Below are 18,708 nucleotides of genomic sequence, written 5' to 3'. Positions count from 1 at the left end.
CTACCCAGTACGCCGCTCCCCCTCAGGGAACAGCAGCAGCGGGGCGAGCCGTTGCGGCGTCGTCGTTAAAAAACAGAAAGCACGCCGGTGCCGAGCAACACCACCACAAGCGCGGCCAGCACCAAGCGATAGATCACGAAAGGCAGGTACGAACGCGTGGACACCAAACGCAAGAACCACACGATCACCGCGTACCCCAAAACGAAAGAAATCGCCGTGGCAAGAATCGTGGGCCCGGCGGGAATCGAGGCGTCACCGGCGTATTTGACCAGCTGGTAGAAGCCCGAGAGCAGCACCGCCGGCACCGCCATGAGGAAGGACACCCGCGCCGCCGCCTCGCGGGTATAGCCGAGGAGCAGGCCGGTGGTAATCGTGCCGCCCGAACGCGACACTCCCGGAATCAGCGCGAGAGCCTGCCCGAAACCGAGGAGCAAACCGTCGCGGTAGCTCATATCGCGCAGGTCTTTGCGCTGGCTCGCCCAGCGGTCGGCCAACCCGAGGAAAATCGCGAATAGTGCCAGCACGGCCGCGGTGATGTAGAGATTACGCAGTGACGTTTCGATGGTGTCCGCGAAAAGCAGGCCGAGGAGGCCGATAGGAAGCGTGCCGATAATAACGACCCAGCCCATGCGCACATCCGCGTCCGTGCGCGCCACCCGCCCGGTCCACGAGCACAACCACTTTCGGATAATGCGCACGATGTCTTTCCAGAAGTAGCACAGCACCGCGGCTTCGGTGCCCAGTTGAATAATCGCGGTGAAAGCCGCGCCCGGATCGCCCCACCCGAAAAGACCACCGACAATGCGGATATGCGCCGAAGAAGAAATCGGCAAGAATTCCGTTAGTGCTTGCACGAGGCCAAGAATGGCTGCTTCTAGATAACCCACGGGGACTAAGCATAGCGGGCGCGGCGCGGCGGCGCGGTGAGGTGTCCGGGCGGAACTAGCAGCGCACCCCGGCAAAGTGCGGCGAAGTGCTGCGGTGCTAGTTCGGCTCTGGTTCGGCCCTGGTCCGGCTCTGGTTCGGCGCGGTGGTTTAGAGTGGAGTCATGGATTATCGTGCGGTTGGTGCCAGCGGGCTTCTTGTATCCACGCTCGGCTTGGGAACGCTCACGTGGGGTCGCGATACCGATGAGGAGGAGGCCCGCGGGCAGTTGCGCGCCTTTCTGGACGCCGGCGGCACCCTTGTGGACACCTCGCCGGCTTTCGGAGACGGTGCGGCAGAGGCACTGCTCGGCTCCTTGCTCAGCTCTTTTTTCGGCGACGACGCCGCCCGCTCGCAGCTCACCATCTGCACCCGCGTAGGTTTCCTCGATAATCCGAGCGGTCCCAGCTATAGCGTGTCGCGAGCCGGAATTGCACGTTCCCTCGATGCGTCCCTCGCTCGGCTCGGTATCGACACCGTGGATATTGCGGTGGCCGGTGGCCCCGATGGCATCACCCCGGATGAGGAAACTGCGCTCGCCCTGGCCGGGCTGGTGATGCGGGGCAAGGCACGCTATATCGGGGTATCGGGATATGCGCCCTGGCGGGTTGCGGCAATGCAGACCCTGCTGCGCGAACGCCACCTACCTGCGCTCACCGTGGTGGAAGAAGAGTATTCCCTGGTGGAGCGGAGTGTTGAAACAGCCATGCTGCCGATGTGCGAGGCCATGGGGATCGGGCTGCTTGCCACCTCGGCCCTCGGGCGGGGGGTGCTTACCGGGAAATATCGGCATGCCATCCCGGCAACTTCGCGGGCGGCCTCCGATCATTTGGCCGCCTTTGTGGCGCCCTATTTGGATGAGGGACCGCGCCGGATTGTGGAGGCGGTGGCGAAAGCCGCCGAAGGCCTGAACTGGAATCCCGCTGAGGTTGCCCTGGGCTGGCTCCTGGCCACGCCGGTGAGCTCCGCCCTGGTGGGTGCGCGCACCGCCAGCCAATTAACCAGCCTGCTCGGGGGAAACCTCGCGGGTGGCGAAGAGCTGCCTGATCTGGTGATCGAGGCGCTCAACGATATTTCTTAGGAGCGGGAAGCGGCGGCGTCGGCCTCATCCGCGTCGTCGTCTTCGTCGTCGCCTTCGTCATCGAGGCCGGGGTAATCGTCCTCATCATCCTCATCGTCATCGTAATCATCGTCTGAATCGTCATCATCGTCGTCCAGATCGTCATAATCATCGGTGTCGTAGAGGTAGTCCTCAGAATCGTCATCATCGTCGTAGAAATCGTCACTATCGCTATCGAAAACATCCAGCGGCGTTTCGACATCGAAATTCGTGAAGATGACGTCATCGTAAATGGTGTAAGCATCCGCCAGCTTATCGGCGGCTTCCAGCACCGCCGGAGCTTCCGGGTCATCAGCGGTAGTAGCCGCCTGGTGGAAATCCTCGAAAGCACCAATGAGACGGTCAAGCGCAGCGCGCGGATTCGTAGCCATGGCCCTAGAATACCCCGAAACGCAGGTGATTCGCTAACCTTAGCGGCGCCGGAATTCCCGCGATCAGGCTGGAATGCCGGCCACGCATGCACCCGGGCATGCAGCCACGCGTGCACCCGGGCATGCGAAAAGCCCCGGAATATAGATTTCCAGGGCTTTCTCACCGTGCGCGGAGGGGGACTTGAACCCCCACCCTCTATACGAGGACTAGCACCTCAAGCTAGCGCGTCTGCCTATTCCGCCACCCGCGCGGTGATTGTTCTTCAGCACGCCGTGCTGAGCAACAGAGAAGAATCTACCAGGCCCGCGCCTACTTTTTCAAATCATGCGGCCGGGAGCAGGTGTGATTCCACTTACGCCTTACGCCCCTGGTGTGGGTCTTGGCCCGGGCTCTGGCGCGGGCTGTGCGGGTGCCTCTAGCGCGGGCCGTGCTGGTACATATTCGGCCCGGGCAGCTACCGTTAAGCCTATGAGTACTCTCTTACCTGATTTTTCGCATGTGACCCCGGCATCCCAACTTGCCACGGTCCTTGATTTGATGGAGCACCAGCGCGGCGTCGTCGCCTCTCTTCTCGAGGTTACCGAGGCGCCCACCGTTGAAAATTCCTTGCGCCCCTTTGAACTCTCCGGCGCAAAGCTTGAGGTAGAAGCTTCGATTTTCTACACCTATTGTTCCTCGATTGGCGGGGCGGAGTGGGATCGGGTTGAGGCCGAGCTCAGCCCGAAGATGACCGCGCACGAGGACGCGCTGTACATGGATCCGCGGTTGTACCGGCGTTTTGAGCAGCTGTGCCAGGCGGATCTGGATCCGGAAACCGCGTATACCGCCCGCGAGCACCTCAAGCGCTGCCAACAATCCGGTGCCGGGCTCGACGAAGCCGCGCGCGGCGAACTGGCCGCTATCAATAACCGCATGGCTGAGCTTTCAACCGAGATCGGCCAGCGTATCGTGCAGGCCGGTCTGGATGACGCGGTGGAGTTCACCGAGGCGGAACTGAGCGGGCTGTCCGCTTCGCAGCGCGAAGGCCTGGCCGGGGAGGCCGCCGCCGCGGATAGCTCGGCCGCTTATCTCGCCACGCTGCGCCTTCCTACCCAGCAACCGTTGCTGGATAATTTGGACGACGCCGCAGCCCGCGCCCGCCTCCTGGATGCGTCCCTGCGGCGTTGCGATGGTCATGACGCGACCACCGATACCCGCGAGTCAATTCTGGAGCTGGTGCGGTTGCGGGCCCGGGCCGCCAAGCTGCTCGGCTACCCGAATCATGCCGCCTACGTGGCCGCGAATTCTTCGGCCGGGACGCTGGAAAATATCGATGCGCTCCTCTCCCCCATGATGACGCCCATTGCCCGCAATGTTGCTGCCGAAGCTGAGGAGCTGGCCGCTTTCGTCAAGGAACGCTGGGGGAAGGAGAGCTTCACCGCCAGCGATTGGGTGCGGGCGCAGAATCAGGCGCGCGCTGAAAAGTTCAGCATTGATGACGAGGCCCTCACCCCGTATCTCGAACTCGATAACGTGCTGGAGAAAGGTGTTTTCTACGCGGCTAATAGGCTCTACGGCCTGACTTTCACCCGCACCGAAGAACACGGGTACACCGATGACGTGATCGTGTGGAAGGTTGCCGAAGAGGACGGCACTTTCCTCGGCTACTTCCTGGGTGATTACTACGCGCGGCCCGGTAAGCGCGGGGGTGCGTGGATGCACGCTATCGTGCAGAAATCCGCGGAGGGCTCCCCCGCTTCGGTTATTTGCAATAACCTCAATATCACCAAGCCGGCTCCCGGCGAGCCCACTTTGCTGAGCTGGGACGAAGTGGAAACTGCTTTCCATGAATTCGGGCACGCGCTGCACGGTTTCCTCTCCGATGTGCGCTGGCCCTCGGTGGCCGGAACGAATGTTCCGCGTGATTTTGTGGAGTACCCCTCCCAGGTCAATGAGATTTGGGCCCGGCACCCGCAGGTGCTCTCGCGGTACGCGCGCCACTACCAGACCGGTGAGGTGCTGCCCGCCGCCCAAACCGAGGCGCTCGTTGCTTCGCGCGGATACGGGGCCGGCTTCCGCATGTGCGAAATCGAGCAGGCAGTGCTCCTAGATCAGGCCTGGCATCGCCTCGGTGAAGCCGACGTGCCGGCCAGCCCCGCGGACTTCGAAGCTTTCGAGGAGAAGGCTTTGCGGGCCACGGGCGTCCAGCATGACCTGGTGCCCCCGCGGTACCGTAGCGCCTACTTCAACCACGTTTTCTCCGGTGGGTATTCTGCCGGGTACTACTCCTACACCTGGTGCGAGGCCCTGGATGCCGATACGGTGGCGTGGTTCCAGAACGACGCCGCACACGAGGGCGACCTTGGCTTGAATCGTCAGGCTGGCGAGAAGTTGCGCCGCGAGGTGCTCGCGCGGGGTAATTCGCGTGATCCGAAGGAATCCTTCGCGGCGTTGCTCGGGCGGGATGTGGATGCTACCGCGCTGCTCAAGCGGCACGGGCTGCTGGAGAGCTAAGTACTGCGTTAGCTCTGAGATCGGCTGCTTCTTGCGGAGTTTCTAGGATTGCGCGAGGAGCGCTGGGGAATGGCGCGAGGCCCGAACTGTGTGGCGGTTCGGGCCTCGCGTTTTTGTAGGCTTGCTGGCCTGCGTACACTAAAGCCATGCAGGAGTTCACACTAACCACGCCGTCGTACTTTCTTAGCGCTCCGCGCCCCGCGGATGAAGCCGCGCTGGCCACCATCTGCGCGGACCCTGATATTCAACGCTGGACCACGATTCCGGCCGGCTATTCACGCTCGGATGCCCAAGCGTTTATCACGGAGTTCGCGCCGCAGAAGTGGGCAGAAGGTTCGCCGGTATGGTTGATTCGCCGCGGTCCTGAATCCGCGCCGCTGGGCTGCGTGCAGGTGGATGTGACGGGAAACGGGCGCATCGGCCGGCTAGGGTTTTGGGCCGCCAAAGAGGCTCGCAATACCGGGATGGTGACGGAGGCAGTTCGCACCGTCCTGGAGTATTTCTTCGATAAGACCGATCTGGCGGCAATGCACTGGGATTGCGAAGTGCAGGGTTCGGATATCAATTGGGCTTCGGCGAAGGTCGCCTGGAAGCTCGGGTTTTCTTTCATCGGTATCCGCCCGGCTGTCACGGTGAATAAGGGCGAGGTTTATGGCCTGTTCCAGGCCACTCTCCAGCGCGGGGATGCCATGGAGCCCGCGCACGCCTGGTTTGGCCCCGGTGAGAAGCATCCGGCTTTTCCCGATCCGCGCCGCCCGGAGGATCTGGTGCGCCAATTCCACGAAACGTACGCGCTTCCTATTGTCACCGATGGGCCGAATGCGGATCGGCCGCGCCTGCCGATGCGTATGTCTCTTATTGCGGAGGAATTTACCGAATTGGTGACGGCCGCCTACGGGAAGACCGCCGGTGAACAGGTGAGCGCGGCTTTCGCGCGGGCTGTTGATCTTGATGACGAAACCCGGGATATTATTGAGATTTCGGATGCGCTCGCGGATTTGGTGTACGTAATTTACGGGATGGCCTTAGAACTGGGCATTCCTATGGCCGACGTGCTTGCCGAGGTGCAGGCCTCGAATTTATCGAAGCTCGGGGCGGACGGGCGGCCGATTTACCGGGAGGACGGCAAGGTTCTCAAGGGCCCGAATTTCTTCAATCCTGATATCCCGCGGGCTTTGGGGCTCTCCTCGCGCGATTAGCGCGCACTCCCGTCGTCGTCAATAATGGCGTCTTCAATGTAATCGCTGAGGCTGGCGGAGAGGATCTGTTGGGATAGCACGTCGATCCGTTTGGAGAGCTTGCGCCGTTCCGTGAGCCGCTGCGCGCGGGCCATGGCGTCGAGGACGGGGATGGCCCGTTCGATGGAGTCGAGTTCGGCGCGCCACGCCGCGGCTTTTTCGGCAATATCAGCGGTGTTGGCCGAGGCGTAGAGATAGGTGACGTGTTCTTTGAGGATCTCGATGCGGCCGCTGAGGCTGTGAGCGTCCCGCTCATTCGGCTTTTTCCCGGCAAGTTGATGCATGCGGTCCTGGAGTTTGGAAGCGATCTGCGGGTTTTCGCGGATGAGGGCGCGCAATTGCGGTCCGTAACGTGTGATCACGAAAACGATGGCGGGGCCGATCCGACGCGCAAGCCGCAACAGTGCCCTATATTTACCCATAACCTTGTGCCTCCAGATTCTGTGCGGGGGATGCTCCAGGTCGAGAGCAACTTCCGTTATCGTATCGATTGTTCGCGGCCGGTTGCGTTCTTTTCGCTAAGAGGTTTTAAGCGACGACGCCGCTACTCCCTAGCCACCAGCTTTATCGCGCGGCTATCGGAAATCCCGGGAGGGCAGGTTGATCCCGAGCGGGATAGCTTCGATTCCATCGGCGTGGAAAACGGCGGCTCCGCCATCGCGTTCGACCATCCCGCGGATCACCAAGGCGTTCGAGGTGCGCGCAATCTCCCGATAGCGTTCCCATAGCTGCGGGGTGATGAGGACGTTGAGCATCCCGGTTTCATCTTCGAGGTTGAGGAAGGTGATTCCTTTCGCGGTATGGGGCCGCTGGCGGTGGGTAACCAGTCCGGCCACTTTGCACCTGCTTTTTTCCGGATGGGTGGATACCGCGGCAACCGTGAGAATTCCGCGCGCGGTGAGGGCTGGGCGAATGAATTGCGTCGGGTAGGAATCGGGAGAAATTCCGGTGGTGCGCAGGTCCGTATGGGCCTGTTCCACTGCGGTGAGTTCCGGGAGCTCGGGCACCGCACCGAAAGGTTCCGTTCCGGGGATCGCGGGCTGATACATGGTGCCGTGTGCTACCTCAGCATTGCTCACCGCTTGGGCTATCCAGACGCCTTCCCGCCGGCTCACTCCCAAACTGTCTGTGGCTCCGGCGCGGGAAAGAATCTCGATATCTGCTGTTTTCAACCGGGCACGCTGCGCTAGGTCAGCGAGGTCACGGAAGGGCGCCCGGGCGCGGGCCGTGAGGATTCGCCGCGTGGCCGCGTTCCCGAGGCCTTTAATGCTGCTGAGTCCGAGCTGGAGGTAGCGGTGGCTATCCACGTGGATACGCGGGTGTTCCCGTTTCGGACGATCTTGCGTATCGGGTAGTTCTTCCACGCTGACGTGTTCGTGCGAACGCGTGACATCTGCCCGCCGCACCACGAGGTGATGCCGCCTCGCATCGGCAACAAGGGATTGCGGGGAGTAAAAGCCCATTGGTTGCGCATTGAGTAAACCCATATAGAACTCTTCCGGGTGGTGAACTTTCAGCCAGGCGGAAGCGTAAACGAGGTAGGCGAAGGAAAAGGCGTGGGATTCGGGGAAACCGAACTCGGCGAAAGCGGCGAGTTTCTCATAGATCTCTGCGCGCACCTCCGGATCAGTTATCCCCTGTTTTTCCATGCCTTCCATGAGTTGGCCGCGTAGGCGTTCCATGCGGGCGGCGGAGCGTTTCGAGCCCATGGCCTTGCGGAGCTGGTCGGCTTGTGCAGGTGTGAATCCCGCGGCGTCAATGGCAATATGCATGAGCTGTTCTTGGAAGAGCGGCACCCCCAGGGTTTTTTCCAGCGCATTTTTCAGGAGCGGGTGCGGATAGGTCACTTTTTCTTTCCCCTGTTTGCGCCGCAGATAGGGATTGACAGATCCGCCTTGAATGGGGCCGGGGCGGATAAGAGCCACCTCGATAACTAGATCGTAGAAGCATTCGGGTTTCAGGCGTGGCAGGGTGGCGATTTGCGCGCGGGATTCCACCTGGAACACTCCGACGGTATCGGCTGCTTGAAGGAGGGTATATACCTCCGGGTCCTCCGAGGGCACATTATGCAAACTGAGGGGCTGGCCATTGGGCGCGAGAATCCCGCGGCGGGTGAGTTCTGTGAAGCTGATACGCAGAGCGGTGAGCATTCCGAGCCCGAGAAGATCGAATTTCACGAGCCCGGCGGTAGCGCAATCGTCTTTATCCCATTGCAGTACTGTTCTTCCCGGTTTGGATGCCCACCCCACCGGGCATACGTCAATAACCGGGCGATCACACAGCACCATTCCGGAGGAATGGATTCCCAGATGCCGCGGGAGCTGCTGTATCCGGGTAGCCAGCGCGGCGACGCGTTCGGGTAGCCCGGCGGGCTGGGGCTGGGCGCTGCTGCCCGGGCTGATACTACGGTGGTGAAATGCTGATGCCCACTGGTCGATATGGCCTTCCGGGTATCCGAAGGCCCGTGCCACATCTCTGATAGCAGAGCGGGGCCGATAAGAGATGACATTGGCGACCTGGGCAGCGCAGGAGCGCCCGTACCGTTCGTACACATGCTGGATGACTTCTTCGCGGCGTGAGGATTCGATATCGATATCGATATCGGGTGGCCCCGAGCGCCCCGGGGATAAAAACCGTTCAAAAAGCATGGCATGTTTCACGGCATCGACCGCGGTGATTCCCAGGGCGAAGCACACGGCGGAGTTCGCTGCCGAGCCGCGCCCCTGGCACCAAATATTGCGCGAGTGGCAAAAGTCCACTATTTCTTCCACGATGAGGAAATATCCGGGGAAACCCAGGTTGGTAATGACCTCGAGTTCGTGCTCGATCACTTCCCAGGCACGCGGGTAGTCCGCCGGTGTTCCGTAGCGCTCGCGGGCTTTGCGCAGCACCAGTTCCCTCAGCCAGGTGGCTTCGGTATAGCCTTCCGGGACCGGGAACGGGGGAAGATTCGGCGCGACGAGGGAGAGATCAAAGGCGCATTCTTCGGCGATGCGGGCTGCGGCTTCTAGGTAGCGTTCGCGCCCACGGTGCAGGATGCGCCAGTCGTGGCCGGAGCGCAGATAGGCTCCGGCGGCGGGAAGGTAGGGGTCTATCTCATCGAGGGTACGGCGGGCCCGGGTGGCAGCGAATATATCGGCAATCGGGCGGTCGGCGGGATGCGCGCAGTGGACGTTTCCTGTTACTGCCGCGCGAACTCCGGTTTCCCGGGCCAGTTCTTCGAGAAGATCGCATCGCTGTGCGTCAAGCGGTCCGGCGTGGGAGGTGAGTTCCACGACGACGTTATCTTTCCCAAAGGTGCCGATAAGGAGGTCAAGTTCTTGCCGGGCTGCGCGGCGGGCCTCACTGCCGCGTTGGGTGTCAAGAATGCGGCGGAGGGCGCTTTTGCGGCAGCCGCCGGTGAGGACGAGAATATCGCCATTATTGCGGGCAAGCTGAGCCAGCGTATGGTGCGCGATTCCTTTTGCACCGCTGGCGAGCATGGCTGTTCCGATAGCGCGGGAGAGGTGCTGGTATCCGGCCGGGGTGCGGGCAAGGAACACAAGATGCTCACCTTCCGGATCCGGGCCTTCGCGCGGCTGGGTGCTATCCAGCGTTATTTCGGTGCCGGTGATGGTGGGGAGGCCGGTATCTCGCCCGGCTTGTGCGAGCTGCATGACGCCGGGAAAACCATCGTGATCGGTGAGAGCGAGGGCTTCGATACGCAGGTCCAGGCAGCCTTGCACGAGGTCTTCGGGCAGGCTGGCTCCGTCAAGAAAACTGAAAGCCGAGTGGGCATGCAGTTCCGCATACGGAATATAGGGAGAGCTAGTGATAAGAGTGGTCATGGCTAGATGTAGCTGGCTGCAAGGTACCAGCGCTCCTGTTCTCTATAGAGAAGTACCGCCCCGGTGGTGGTGACTGCCTGGATATAGGCGCGCCGCGTGGGGCGCGCCCACCAGCGTTGTTCGCTCACCCAGGGGCCGGCGTAGTCGAGTACCGTGAGGGAGCCTTCCACGCCGAAAAGCGCGCGGAGCGATGCGGTAGGAGGCCCGGCGCTACCCGATGATAAGGCAGGGCCCGCGGGTGAGGCAGCATGGCCCGCGGGTGAGGCAGCAGGGCCCGCGGGTGAGGCAGCAGGGCCCGCGGGTGAGGCAGCAGGGCCCGCGGGTGAGGCAGCATAGCCCGATGATAAGGCAGGGCCCGCGGGCGAGGCATCGTGCCTTGCGGGCAAAGCCGCGCCGGTGCGGGAAGCCGTGCGGATGGTAGCCGGAAAGGGCCGCTGGCACTCCCCCGGGCAGTGCAATGCGGTGGTTGCGGCAATAGCAAGTGGCTGCCTGCAGGTACACAGCACAGCCACCGGATAGGGCGTGCGCAGGAACTGTACCGGGGCGGGTTCGGGCAGCCGGCCCGGCCAGGGAAGCCCAGCCCGGGAGGTATCTACCGCCTGGCCCCAGGGGATTTCTTGTATATCTTCTTCGGGGAGGCGCCCACCCACCCGGCGGGGTACCCGCACGTATTCTTCACCGAGGAGGCTTTGGAGGCGGTGAGCCCCGCGCGCTGCTGCCGCATCGCTGGTGGTGCGCGCACCCCAGAGGGGCGCCGGATGGTTGCCCGCGGGGGTAATATCCCGGGCGATCAACTCTAATTGGGTAATACCTCCGCGGGTTTCCGCTGGCGCTTCGCTGGCCTCACGGGGTTGTGCTATCCAGGCGGAGATTTGCCACCGCACCCGATCCACCACATCTTCTTGGGTGAGAAGTTCGAGGTGCCAGCTGCGTGTCATTACTTCTCCGGAGGCGGAGCTCGCCCGAATATCCAGGCGGGCGGAGCCAGCCGCACCGGCCCGCATTTTTGTTTCGAGTTGCCCGGCGAGATTACGCGCGGCAAAAGCCGCGTGTTCCGCGTGGCTCAGGGGCGGATCAAAAGTGGCTACCACTGATATATCACGGGTATCCGGGGTTGCTTCGTGTGCGGGTAGGGTGCGCGCTGTGGCAAGATCCCACAGGTATTGCCCGATATTCCCGAAACGCGTGACGAGGGAGCGCTGCCCCAGCCCGATAACATCCGCGATAGTGGCGATCCCCAAGTCATGAAGTAGTTCCACGCAGTCACGGAGCGCGGGGCGGGTTGCTGACGTTGCGGTAAGAAGGAAAAGCGAGATCGGTTGGCTGGCCAATGCTTGTTCGGAAGCACCCGGAGCGATAATGCGCGAGGTGCGCGCCGCCCATAGGCTAGGAAGGGTTCCTTCCGCGATTCCAACCCGGGCTTCACACCCGGCGGCATCAACGATATCCCCCACGATGCTTTCGCATAGGCGTTCTTCTCCGCCTGCGGTGCGTGCCGGGCCCGCGGCTGAAAAGATAACCACTCCCGGTTCTAGCATCGAGAAGCGCGCCACTCGATTGGAGATAGCGCGTAGTATCGGGTCGAAGAAACGTAGCTCACGCGCCCCATCCCGTTGAATAACGGTGCATTGCGGGACGAGAGATTGCAGTTGCCGGGTGGGCATATCCACCCGGGCGCCTTTCTGCCAGGCCCAGATATTGAGGCTGGCTACCCGGTGGTGTTCCACGACCGCGACGGGATTTTCTCTGCTCACAATTCCCGCCATTTCCGCTGCGATAATGGGCCAGTGAGGAACCCAGACTGTTGCCTGGCGCATTATTCTCCACCCCTCCCCCGCGCATCGGTAACCGGTACCAAACGAAGCTCGGTTCCAGGAGTCTGGTCACCCGGGATCCGGCGCTCGGGCACCGCGCGGCGCGAAGCGACACCGCGCATAGCCGGAGCGACCTCATTCAAAACCGGGGCAACCTCATTCAAAGCCCTAGCGGCCTCGTGTGCAGATGGCACCGCCCGCAGGCCCGCGGCCGGATGCCAGCCGGTAGCATCCCACACAATACGCAGGCGTGCACCGTGCGCGGAGCGGAGCTCCACGGTGATATGTGCGATATACCCGCTTCCGCTGGCCGGGCCCGTCACCGATTCATAGCGCGCCTGCACCCGATCCCGCACCTGCCAGTTTTCCGCAATAAGCAGGGTTTCCCGGTTACGTGCCCGCTGCGCGAGCCGGCGCTGTTCCCGCGTATCTAGGCGCAGCGCGCTCCCCACAATCACCACGTCAAAAAGATCAATAGCGGCCGAAAGCGCCGCCCCGCTCCGGGCCGGCGGGAGGTAGGGAATAGTAACAATCCGATTGAGATCGCTTCCTAACCCGGCGCAGGCTTCCCAGCCCATATCAGGCACACCGAGGTAGATGCACCACGCACCTTGCGCACTTACCAGGGAGGCCACCAGGGCCAGCGCAATGCGCGAACCGCTAACTCCGAGAGTCATCCCCGGGGCTAGGCCCCGCGGGAAAAGTGGAGAAAGTTCCGGTGGGAGATCCCAGCCGCTCCCGCCCGACTGTGGTTGTACCTGCGGTTGTGAGCCGGCTAATCCCACCGCGGATTCCGCACGGGCAAGCGCGGCCCGCGCGGCAGCTAATTTCTGCGCACCCATAGCACCCCCACAACAGATTAGAACGCATGTTCGATTTTACGGTACGGCTTTACTCTACCGAAGGGATACGACACAAAAATCGCGCGCGAAATTCTTGGGCGAGTACCCTGGATGGGTGCTTCATATTGTTTTCTTCGAGCCGCGCATTCCCGGTAATACCGGCGCGGCCATTCGCCTAGCGGCGTGCACCGGCGCCACCTTGCACCTGATTGAGCCCCTCGGTTTCGATTTTTCCGATGCCCATCTCAAACGCGCCGGCTTGGATTACCACGACCTTGCCAACCTCGTTATTCACCCGAATTTTGAGGAATTTCTCACCAGTGCACCCGATGCTCGCATCTTTGCTTTTACCGGGCATACCCAAAATAACTTCGCCGAAGTCTCCTACCAGCCCGACGACTATCTCCTTTTCGGGCCTGAACCAACCGGCTTGCCCGCGCGCGTCGTCGCCCACGAACGTATCACCGCGGCGGTGCGCATACCGATGCTCCCACACCTGCGGTCTCTTAATCTTGCCAATGCGGCATCCATTGCCGTGTACGAAGCCTGGCGCCAGCTCGGATACCCCGGTACCGCCCAATTTTCCTAAAACATTTCCGGGCACGCCTCAACCCGACGCCCGCGCGCACCTTAAGCGCGCGCCGCACACGGCCCCAAGCTAGCGGCTGCCCGCATCCGGGAGATACACGGCCCGCCGCGCTACAGCACCATAGGACTAGCTATAAGCCTTCTTCGCGAAGCGCCTGATCGTAGAGACGTTCGGCTTCGCCAAGGAGTTCCCCGGCGGACATTTCCAGCGCCCGCGCCAATTGGAGCAGCGTGCGTAGCTGCGGATTAGACGGCTTTCCGGTTTTATGATCGGAACGCCCACTTTCTAGCGATTGCAACGTGGTGCGATTGAGATTGGCGCGCAAAGCGAGGTCTTCTTGCGACATTCCCAGGCTTTCACGCCGGTCACGTACTGTTTTCGCCAAGCGCCACGCGACGAGCGAATCGATTTGGGAACTGTCCTGCACCCTTCCACTTTCGTCGTGCGTAGCACCTTCTTTCCACCGGGTATACCCGGCATTAACAGTAATTATTTTCTCAAGGGCCTGCTCTACCTGCCGTTTTGTTGCGCTCCGCTTTCACCTCAGTCGCGGGTGCGCAGCGCCCAGCAGGCCACCGCGCTCGCGGCGGCCACATTGAGGGAATCCACGTGCCCCGCCATGGGAATAATGACCCGGGTATCCGCACTCGCGACGGTACGCGCGCTCAGACCGTCCCCTTCCGTTCCGAGAATAAGTGCGACCCGCGAATCCGGAGCCAGCACATCAGCGCGGTTCGCAAAATCATCCAGAGTTTCGGCGTCGTCCTCCAACGCTAAAGCTGCCGTGAGGAAACCGAGACCGTGCAATTTTTCGATACTGCGCGGCCACTCGTGGATCCGCGTCCACGGCACCTGAAACACGGTCCCCATAGATACTCGCACCGAGCGGCGATACAGCGGATCGGCGCACGTATCGGTCACCAGCACCGCATCGACCCCGAGCCCCGCGCAGGAACGGAAAATCGCGCCCACATTTGTGTGGTCCACCAGCCCTTCTAGAACGACGACGCGCCGCGCCCCGCGCCCTTCGCGTGCCTCCGCTAGCAACGTTGCCACATCGGCCAATTCCGGGCGGTGCATCGCGGCCAGGGCACCCCGATGGACTTTGAAACCGGTTACTGCCTGGAGCATCTCATCGGTACCCACGTAGATAGGCACCGCCGCTCCGTCCGCCGCCCAACCGCAACGCTCCAAGCAGGCTTGCAAATCCGGGAGCCAGCGCGGAGAGGTGAGAAAGGAACGCGGCTGGTGGCCGGCCTGCAAAGCCCGCTCGATAACTTTCGTTGATTCGGCCATATACACCCCGCGCTCGGGTTCGAGTAAGCGGCGCAGGTGCACATCGGTGAGCCGGAAATAATCATCAAGTTCGGGCGCGGCAACGTTATCGAGGTAAATCAACACATAGCAAGCGTGCCACCACGCCGGTATCGGATACAAATGGCCGGGGCCGCTCCGCGCGTTGTGCGCAGTGGGCGGCCCCGGCCAATTATCGATATCAAGCTCGGTGATTCGACACGCCGATGAGCTTGTTTTTTCGCTTAGTTCTTCGGGATCTGGTTGGGATCGGAAACGGAACCGCGCGCATCATCAACAGCGCGATTAGCTTCCCCGCGTGCATCGGCCAGCGCCGAATCAATATCGGGGAGGGTGGTTTCCTTGAGAACATCAGCCACATCGGCCGCGTTCTCAAAATCGACCCCGGTGGGCCCGGCCGGGTTGGGGTCATCTCCCCCGCCGCTGCGGCCTCCGCCGAAGCCCTTCTGTACTGCGTCGAGCGCGGCGGTGAGCTCGGTAGGAACAATCCACAGCTTCGAGGACTGCGAATTGGCGATCTGCGGCAGCGTCTTAATGTATTCGTAGGAGAGCAGCTTCGGATCGGCATTGCCCTTGTGGATCGCGTCGAAGACCTGAAGAATAGCGCGGGATTCACCCTGGGCCTTGAGGACGGTTGCCTGAGCTTGACCTTCAGCCTTGAGAATAGCCGATTGCTTTTCGCCTTCGGCGGTCAAAATCTGGGACTGCTTAATACCTTCCGCGGTGAGAATCGCGGCGCGGCGGTCACGTTCGGCCTTCATCTGCTGTTCCATTGCGCCCTGAACGGTAGCGGGCGGATCAATCGCCTTGAGTTCCACGCGAGAAACGCGGATACCCCAGCGCCCGGTGGCATCGTCCAGCACGCTGCGGAGCTGGTCGTTAATACGGTCGCGGCCGGTCAGGGCCTGTTCCATATCCATGGTGCCGATGATGTTACGCAAGGTGGTGACGGCCAGCTGCTCGATACCCGTCATCGGGTCGGCAATTTCGTAAGTTGCGGAATACGCGTTCGTCACCTGGTAGTAGATAACCGTGTCAATGGACACGTTAATGTTATCGGAGGTAATAACCGGCTGGGGCGGGAAAGGCACCACTTGCTCACGCATATCGATGCGCTGGCGTACCGCGTCGAAGAACGGCACCAGGAAATGCAGCCCCGGTTGCAGCACGGAGTGGTAGCGGCCCAGGCGTTCCACAACCACCTGGTAGCCTTGCTGCACCTTGATGACGGAACGGAACACCGCCACCACCACAAGGAGAAGGAGTAAGAGGAGGAGCACGCCAATAACCGTGCTCGCGTTGATATCAGCATCCATGATTTTTCCTTTGTGCCGCTAGGCGGCCTCGGTGACTTGTCGGTGGTACGTGAAGCAGATAAAACTTATGATTCCGGGGTCACGATTGCGGTGGCACCGTCAATTGCTTGCACAAGTACGACGCCGCCCTCCGGGATACGCCCCGCAGCGGTGCGGGCACTCCATTCATCTCCGCCAATTTTCACGCGCCCGCCGCGTTCGGTAATCTCCGTGAGCGCGTAGGCACGCCGGCCCACCTGCGCCTCCACATTGCCGACGGCGGCGCCGCGCGGGTTGATGTGACGGCGCGCCCAGGGACGGGCGAAAAACAAGAGGATAAGGGCGAAAATTCCGTAGGCGATGATCTGGATCCACAGGACATCTGTTCCCAGGGCCACTCCCGCGGTGGCCAGGGCAGCTAGCCCCAGCATAAGGAAAGTGAAATCGAGGGTAAACATCTCAACAATTGCGAGTACTAACCCGGCGATGACCCAAATTTGCCACGTCATTGTTCTCCCTTTCCTGAGAGTTCCACCCAGCCGGTTCTCCGGCTCCGGGCCTCTTCGTCCTCTGGTGCCATGCTACCGGACACCCTGCGCCTCGGATATACCGAGCGGAAAATCTACTGAGCGCGGAATATCGGGATTTCCGCCCGCGAAATAGCCCGGGCTACAGATATACCGAGCACCAGATCCCCCTAGCGGGCAGCGCGCGCGGTATACCGGCCCGCGTTTTCTTCCACCCGGAGCGGGTAATCAAATGCCTCCGAGAGCTGCGCGGAAGTCAGAACTTCCGCTAGCGGCCCGGCTGCCACAACACTGCCCGCTTTGAGGAGCAGCATATGGGTAAAGCCGACCGGGATTTCCTCCACGTGGTGGGTGACCAGCAGCATGGCCGGGGCGTATGCTGCTCCGGCCAGCCGCGAGAGGGTGGCTAGCAGGCGTTCGCGCCCACCCAGATCCAGGCCCGAGGTGGGTTCATCCAGAATAAGGACTTCCGGATTGGGCATGAGGGCCCGCGCGATCCCCAAGCGTTTACGTTCCCCGGACGATAGGTGCGCAACTTTACGATCCTCGAGGTCCCGTAAACCGAGCCTGCGCAACATGGCGCGGGCGCGGGCGTCATCTGCGGCGTCGTACTCCTCATTCCAGGCGGCCAGGTGCCCGTAGGCGGCGGTGCGCACCGCTTGGAAAACGGTTTCACCCCCGGGGATGCGGGCATCAATCCCGGCCGAGGTTACCCCCACGGCGCTGCGCAGCTCCCGCACATCCACCGTGCCGAGGCGTTCGCCCATGAGCTCCACGCTTCCCGAGCTGGGGAAGAGCCGCGCGGCGGCCACCTGTATGAGCGTGGTTTTCCCGGCGCCGTTGGGCCCGAAAATCACCCAGCGTTCCCCGGAATTAACATCCCAGGATACCGAGCGGAGGATTTCTGTAGCCCCGCGGCGCAGCGTTACATCTTTCAAAGACAGCACGTCACCCATGGTTCTAGAATAGCGTGCCGCTACGACATAACCGGTTAGCGCCGCGGATAGTTATCCACGAGTTCGCGGTAGAACTCCATGGTTTTTTCGCCGATAGCTTCCCAGGAGAAATGGTCCTCCACCCGGCGGCGGCCAGCCAGGCCCATCTGCGCGGCCCGCTCCTGATCGGAGCACACCTCGTTGAGAGCCGCGGCCAGATCTGCCTCGAATTGCTCGGGGTTGAGCGGGGTGCCGGTGCCGTCCTGTGCCTGTTCGATAGGAACAAGCAGCCCGGTGGTTCCGTGCACGATGCAATCGGGAATTCCCCCTGTTTCGGTGCCGACCACCGGAAGCCCCACCGCCATCGCCTCCAGATTAACAATGCCGAGCGGCTCATAAATGGAGGGGGTAACAAAAGTGGTGCAGCACGATTCCAGGGCGACAATGCGATCCTGGCTGAGCATATCGTCAATCCAGACCACGCCTTCGCGTTCGGCCTGCAGCTTCGCCACGAGCGCCTTTGTTTCCTCCAAGATTTCGGGAGTATCGGGAGCCCCGGCGCACAGCACCACCTGGACGCCCTTATCGACCTGGCGCAGCGCGCGCAGCAGCCCCGGCACGCCCTTCTGGCGGGTAATACGCCCAACGAACATAATGGTGGGCCGATCCGGATCCAGGCCGTAGCTGGCGAAATACCGGCGGGCATCTTCTTTTTCCGCGCTGGTTTCCGGAGCTTTCCAGGTATTCAAATCGATACCGTTATGAATCACCCGCACCCGTTCGGGTGCAATATTCGGGTAGCAGCGCAAAATATCGGAGCGCATCGCGTGCGATACCGCCACGATTCCGGCCGCGGATTCGTAGGCGGTTTTTTCCACCCAGGAGCTCAGCTGGTAGCCGCCCCCGAGCTGTTCGCGTTTCCACGGGCGCAGCGGTTCCAGAGAATGCGCGGAAATCACATGAGGAATACCGTAAAGAATCGAAGCGATATGCCCGGCGAAATTCGCGTACCAGGTGTGGGAGTGCACCAGATCCGCACCTTCCACATCCGTGACCATATTAAGATCAACACCCATGGTGCGCACGGCCGCGTTCGCGCCCTCAAGTTCTTTGAGGTAGTCATAGCCCTCCAGTGCTACACCCGCGGGAACATCTTTGTTCTCCGAGGGAGCGCGCGGGCCATCAAAAGCACGCACGTGAATATCAGCATGCTGGGCGAGCACACGGGAAAGCTCGGTCACGTGAACTCCCGCGCCTCCGTACACATGCGGGGGGTATTCGCGAGTAAGTAAATCAATGCGCATGGTTGCCTCCGGCTTCTTCGCCGCCGTCCGCTTCCCCACGAAGCGGATCATGCGAGCGTACTACCTCAAGGGTAACCCACCACCCCCGGAAACACAGCCGCGGGCCCCATTTAT

Annotated in this window: 16 protein-coding genes and 1 tRNA gene; 4 read left to right on the top strand and 13 right to left on the bottom strand. The window is 61.8% G+C overall.

The features are described 5' to 3' along the window. Nucleotides 1–65: 65 nt before the first annotated feature. Nucleotides 66–887: an undecaprenyl-diphosphate phosphatase gene (locus tag QP305_RS00220; RefSeq protein WP_284903217.1), complete on the bottom strand. Its 822-nt coding sequence runs from the start codon at nt 885–887 to the stop codon at nt 66–68. A 161-nt stretch (nt 888–1,048) separates the two neighbouring features. On the opposite strand from QP305_RS00220, the gene QP305_RS00215 reads away from it, so the two are divergent. Next, the gene (locus QP305_RS00215; protein ID WP_284903216.1) at nt 1,049–2,005 is read left to right on the top strand and encodes an aldo/keto reductase; all 957 of its coding nucleotides are present in this window, start codon (nt 1,049–1,051) and stop codon (nt 2,003–2,005) included. Here QP305_RS00215 and QP305_RS00210 read toward each other — a convergent pair. Both QP305_RS00210 and QP305_RS00205 read right to left on the bottom strand, forming a co-directional pair. Next, nucleotides 2,002–2,415, bottom strand: coding sequence for a hypothetical protein (locus QP305_RS00210; protein WP_284903215.1), 414 nt, complete (start codon nt 2,413–2,415; stop codon nt 2,002–2,004). The genes QP305_RS00215 and QP305_RS00210 overlap by 4 nt on opposite strands. A gap of 166 nt (nt 2,416–2,581) precedes the next feature. Continuing rightward, a tRNA-Leu gene (locus QP305_RS00205) sits at nt 2,582–2,666 on the bottom strand. A gap of 218 nt (nt 2,667–2,884) precedes the next feature. On the opposite strand from QP305_RS00205, the gene QP305_RS00200 reads away from it, so the two are divergent. Together QP305_RS00200 and QP305_RS00195 are read left to right on the top strand one after the other, a co-directional pair. Beyond that, complete coding sequence (locus QP305_RS00200; protein ID WP_284903214.1) at nt 2,885–4,909, top strand: M3 family metallopeptidase; 2,025 nt, start codon at nt 2,885–2,887, stop codon at nt 4,907–4,909. 146 nt (nt 4,910–5,055) lie between these two features. Further along, nucleotides 5,056–6,108, top strand: a complete 1,053-nt coding sequence (locus tag QP305_RS00195) for a GNAT family N-acetyltransferase (RefSeq protein ID WP_284903213.1) — start codon at nt 5,056–5,058, stop codon at nt 6,106–6,108. Here the strand turns inward: QP305_RS00195 and QP305_RS00190 are convergent. From QP305_RS00190 to QP305_RS00175, 4 genes are all read right to left on the bottom strand, one after another. Continuing rightward, complete coding sequence (locus QP305_RS00190; RefSeq protein WP_284903211.1) at nt 6,105–6,569, bottom strand: hypothetical protein; 465 nt, start codon at nt 6,567–6,569, stop codon at nt 6,105–6,107. The genes QP305_RS00195 and QP305_RS00190 overlap by 4 nt on opposite strands. A gap of 153 nt (nt 6,570–6,722) precedes the next feature. Continuing rightward, the gene (locus tag QP305_RS00185) at nt 6,723–9,974 is read right to left on the bottom strand and encodes an error-prone DNA polymerase (protein WP_284903209.1); all 3,252 of its coding nucleotides are present in this window, start codon (nt 9,972–9,974) and stop codon (nt 6,723–6,725) included. A 2-nt stretch (nt 9,975–9,976) separates the two neighbouring features. Then, entirely contained in the window at nt 9,977–11,791 is a 1,815-nt protein-coding gene (locus QP305_RS00180) for a hypothetical protein (protein ID WP_284903208.1), read from the bottom strand. Continuing rightward, the gene (locus QP305_RS00175; protein WP_284903206.1) at nt 11,791–12,465 is read right to left on the bottom strand and encodes a hypothetical protein; all 675 of its coding nucleotides are present in this window, start codon (nt 12,463–12,465) and stop codon (nt 11,791–11,793) included. The genes QP305_RS00180 and QP305_RS00175 overlap by 1 nt, the downstream gene beginning before the upstream one ends. Before the next feature lie 280 nt (nt 12,466–12,745). On the opposite strand from QP305_RS00175, the gene QP305_RS00170 reads away from it, so the two are divergent. Continuing rightward, nucleotides 12,746–13,219, top strand: coding sequence for a tRNA (cytidine(34)-2'-O)-methyltransferase (locus QP305_RS00170; RefSeq protein WP_284903205.1), 474 nt, complete (start codon nt 12,746–12,748; stop codon nt 13,217–13,219). A 130-nt stretch (nt 13,220–13,349) separates the two neighbouring features. On the opposite strand, the gene QP305_RS00165 is transcribed toward QP305_RS00170, so the two are convergent. The 6 genes from QP305_RS00165 to glgA form a co-directional block, all read right to left on the bottom strand. Further along, nucleotides 13,350–13,646: a helix-turn-helix transcriptional regulator gene (locus QP305_RS00165; RefSeq protein WP_051278575.1), complete on the bottom strand. Its 297-nt coding sequence runs from the start codon at nt 13,644–13,646 to the stop codon at nt 13,350–13,352. A gap of 116 nt (nt 13,647–13,762) precedes the next feature. Next, on the bottom strand, nt 13,763–14,620 hold the full coding sequence (locus QP305_RS00160; RefSeq protein WP_284903203.1) for a TrmH family RNA methyltransferase: 858 nt from the start codon (nt 14,618–14,620) through the stop codon (nt 13,763–13,765). A 137-nt stretch (nt 14,621–14,757) separates the two neighbouring features. Beyond that, nucleotides 14,758–15,849 (bottom strand): SPFH domain-containing protein, encoded by a 1,092-nt coding sequence (locus QP305_RS00155; RefSeq protein ID WP_284903201.1) that lies wholly within the window; start codon nt 15,847–15,849, stop codon nt 14,758–14,760. Between the two features lie 65 nt (nt 15,850–15,914). Next, complete coding sequence (locus tag QP305_RS00150; protein WP_284903200.1) at nt 15,915–16,337, bottom strand: NfeD family protein; 423 nt, start codon at nt 16,335–16,337, stop codon at nt 15,915–15,917. Between the two features lie 188 nt (nt 16,338–16,525). Next, nucleotides 16,526–17,311 (bottom strand): ABC transporter ATP-binding protein, encoded by a 786-nt coding sequence (locus QP305_RS00145; RefSeq protein WP_284903198.1) that lies wholly within the window; start codon nt 17,309–17,311, stop codon nt 16,526–16,528. A 35-nt stretch (nt 17,312–17,346) separates the two neighbouring features. Beyond that, nucleotides 17,347–18,594 carry a glycogen synthase gene (gene glgA, locus QP305_RS00140; RefSeq protein WP_087071193.1) on the bottom strand — a complete coding sequence of 416 codons (1,248 nt, stop codon included), beginning with the start codon at nt 18,592–18,594 and terminating at the stop codon, nt 17,347–17,349. Between the last annotated feature and the right edge of the window lie 114 nt (nt 18,595–18,708).

It is taken from the genome of Actinotignum timonense, assembly GCF_030216305.1.
Classification (GTDB): domain Bacteria; phylum Actinomycetota; class Actinomycetes; order Actinomycetales; family Actinomycetaceae; genus Actinotignum; species Actinotignum timonense_A.
This window is presented reverse-complemented; position numbering and strand designations above follow the sequence as displayed.

What these genes read in the sequence shown, in the direction of transcription:
- QP305_RS00215 (WP_284903216.1), top strand. Translation starts at nt 1,049, where the DNA reads ATGGATTATCGTGCGGTTGGTGCCAGCGGGCTTCTTGTATCCACGCTC.
- QP305_RS00210 (WP_284903215.1), bottom strand. Translation starts at nt 2,415, where the DNA reads ATGGCTACGAATCCGCGCGCTGCGCTTGACCGTCTCATTGGTGCTTTC.
- QP305_RS00200 (WP_284903214.1), top strand. Translation starts at nt 2,885, where the DNA reads ATGAGTACTCTCTTACCTGATTTTTCGCATGTGACCCCGGCATCCCAA.
- QP305_RS00195 (WP_284903213.1), top strand. Translation starts at nt 5,056, where the DNA reads ATGCAGGAGTTCACACTAACCACGCCGTCGTACTTTCTTAGCGCTCCG.
- QP305_RS00190 (WP_284903211.1), bottom strand. Translation starts at nt 6,569, where the DNA reads ATGGGTAAATATAGGGCACTGTTGCGGCTTGCGCGTCGGATCGGCCCC.
- QP305_RS00185 (WP_284903209.1), bottom strand. Translation starts at nt 9,974, where the DNA reads ATGACCACTCTTATCACTAGCTCTCCCTATATTCCGTATGCGGAACTG.
- QP305_RS00180 (WP_284903208.1), bottom strand. Translation starts at nt 11,791, where the DNA reads ATGCGCCAGGCAACAGTCTGGGTTCCTCACTGGCCCATTATCGCAGCG.
- QP305_RS00175 (WP_284903206.1), bottom strand. Translation starts at nt 12,465, where the DNA reads ATGACTCTCGGAGTTAGCGGTTCGCGCATTGCGCTGGCCCTGGTGGCC.
- QP305_RS00155 (WP_284903201.1), bottom strand. Translation starts at nt 15,849, where the DNA reads ATGGATGCTGATATCAACGCGAGCACGGTTATTGGCGTGCTCCTCCTC.
- QP305_RS00150 (WP_284903200.1), bottom strand. Translation starts at nt 16,337, where the DNA reads ATGACGTGGCAAATTTGGGTCATCGCCGGGTTAGTACTCGCAATTGTT.
- QP305_RS00145 (WP_284903198.1), bottom strand. Translation starts at nt 17,311, where the DNA reads ATGGGTGACGTGCTGTCTTTGAAAGATGTAACGCTGCGCCGCGGGGCT.
- glgA (WP_087071193.1), bottom strand. Translation starts at nt 18,594, where the DNA reads ATGCGCATTGATTTACTTACTCGCGAATACCCCCCGCATGTGTACGGA.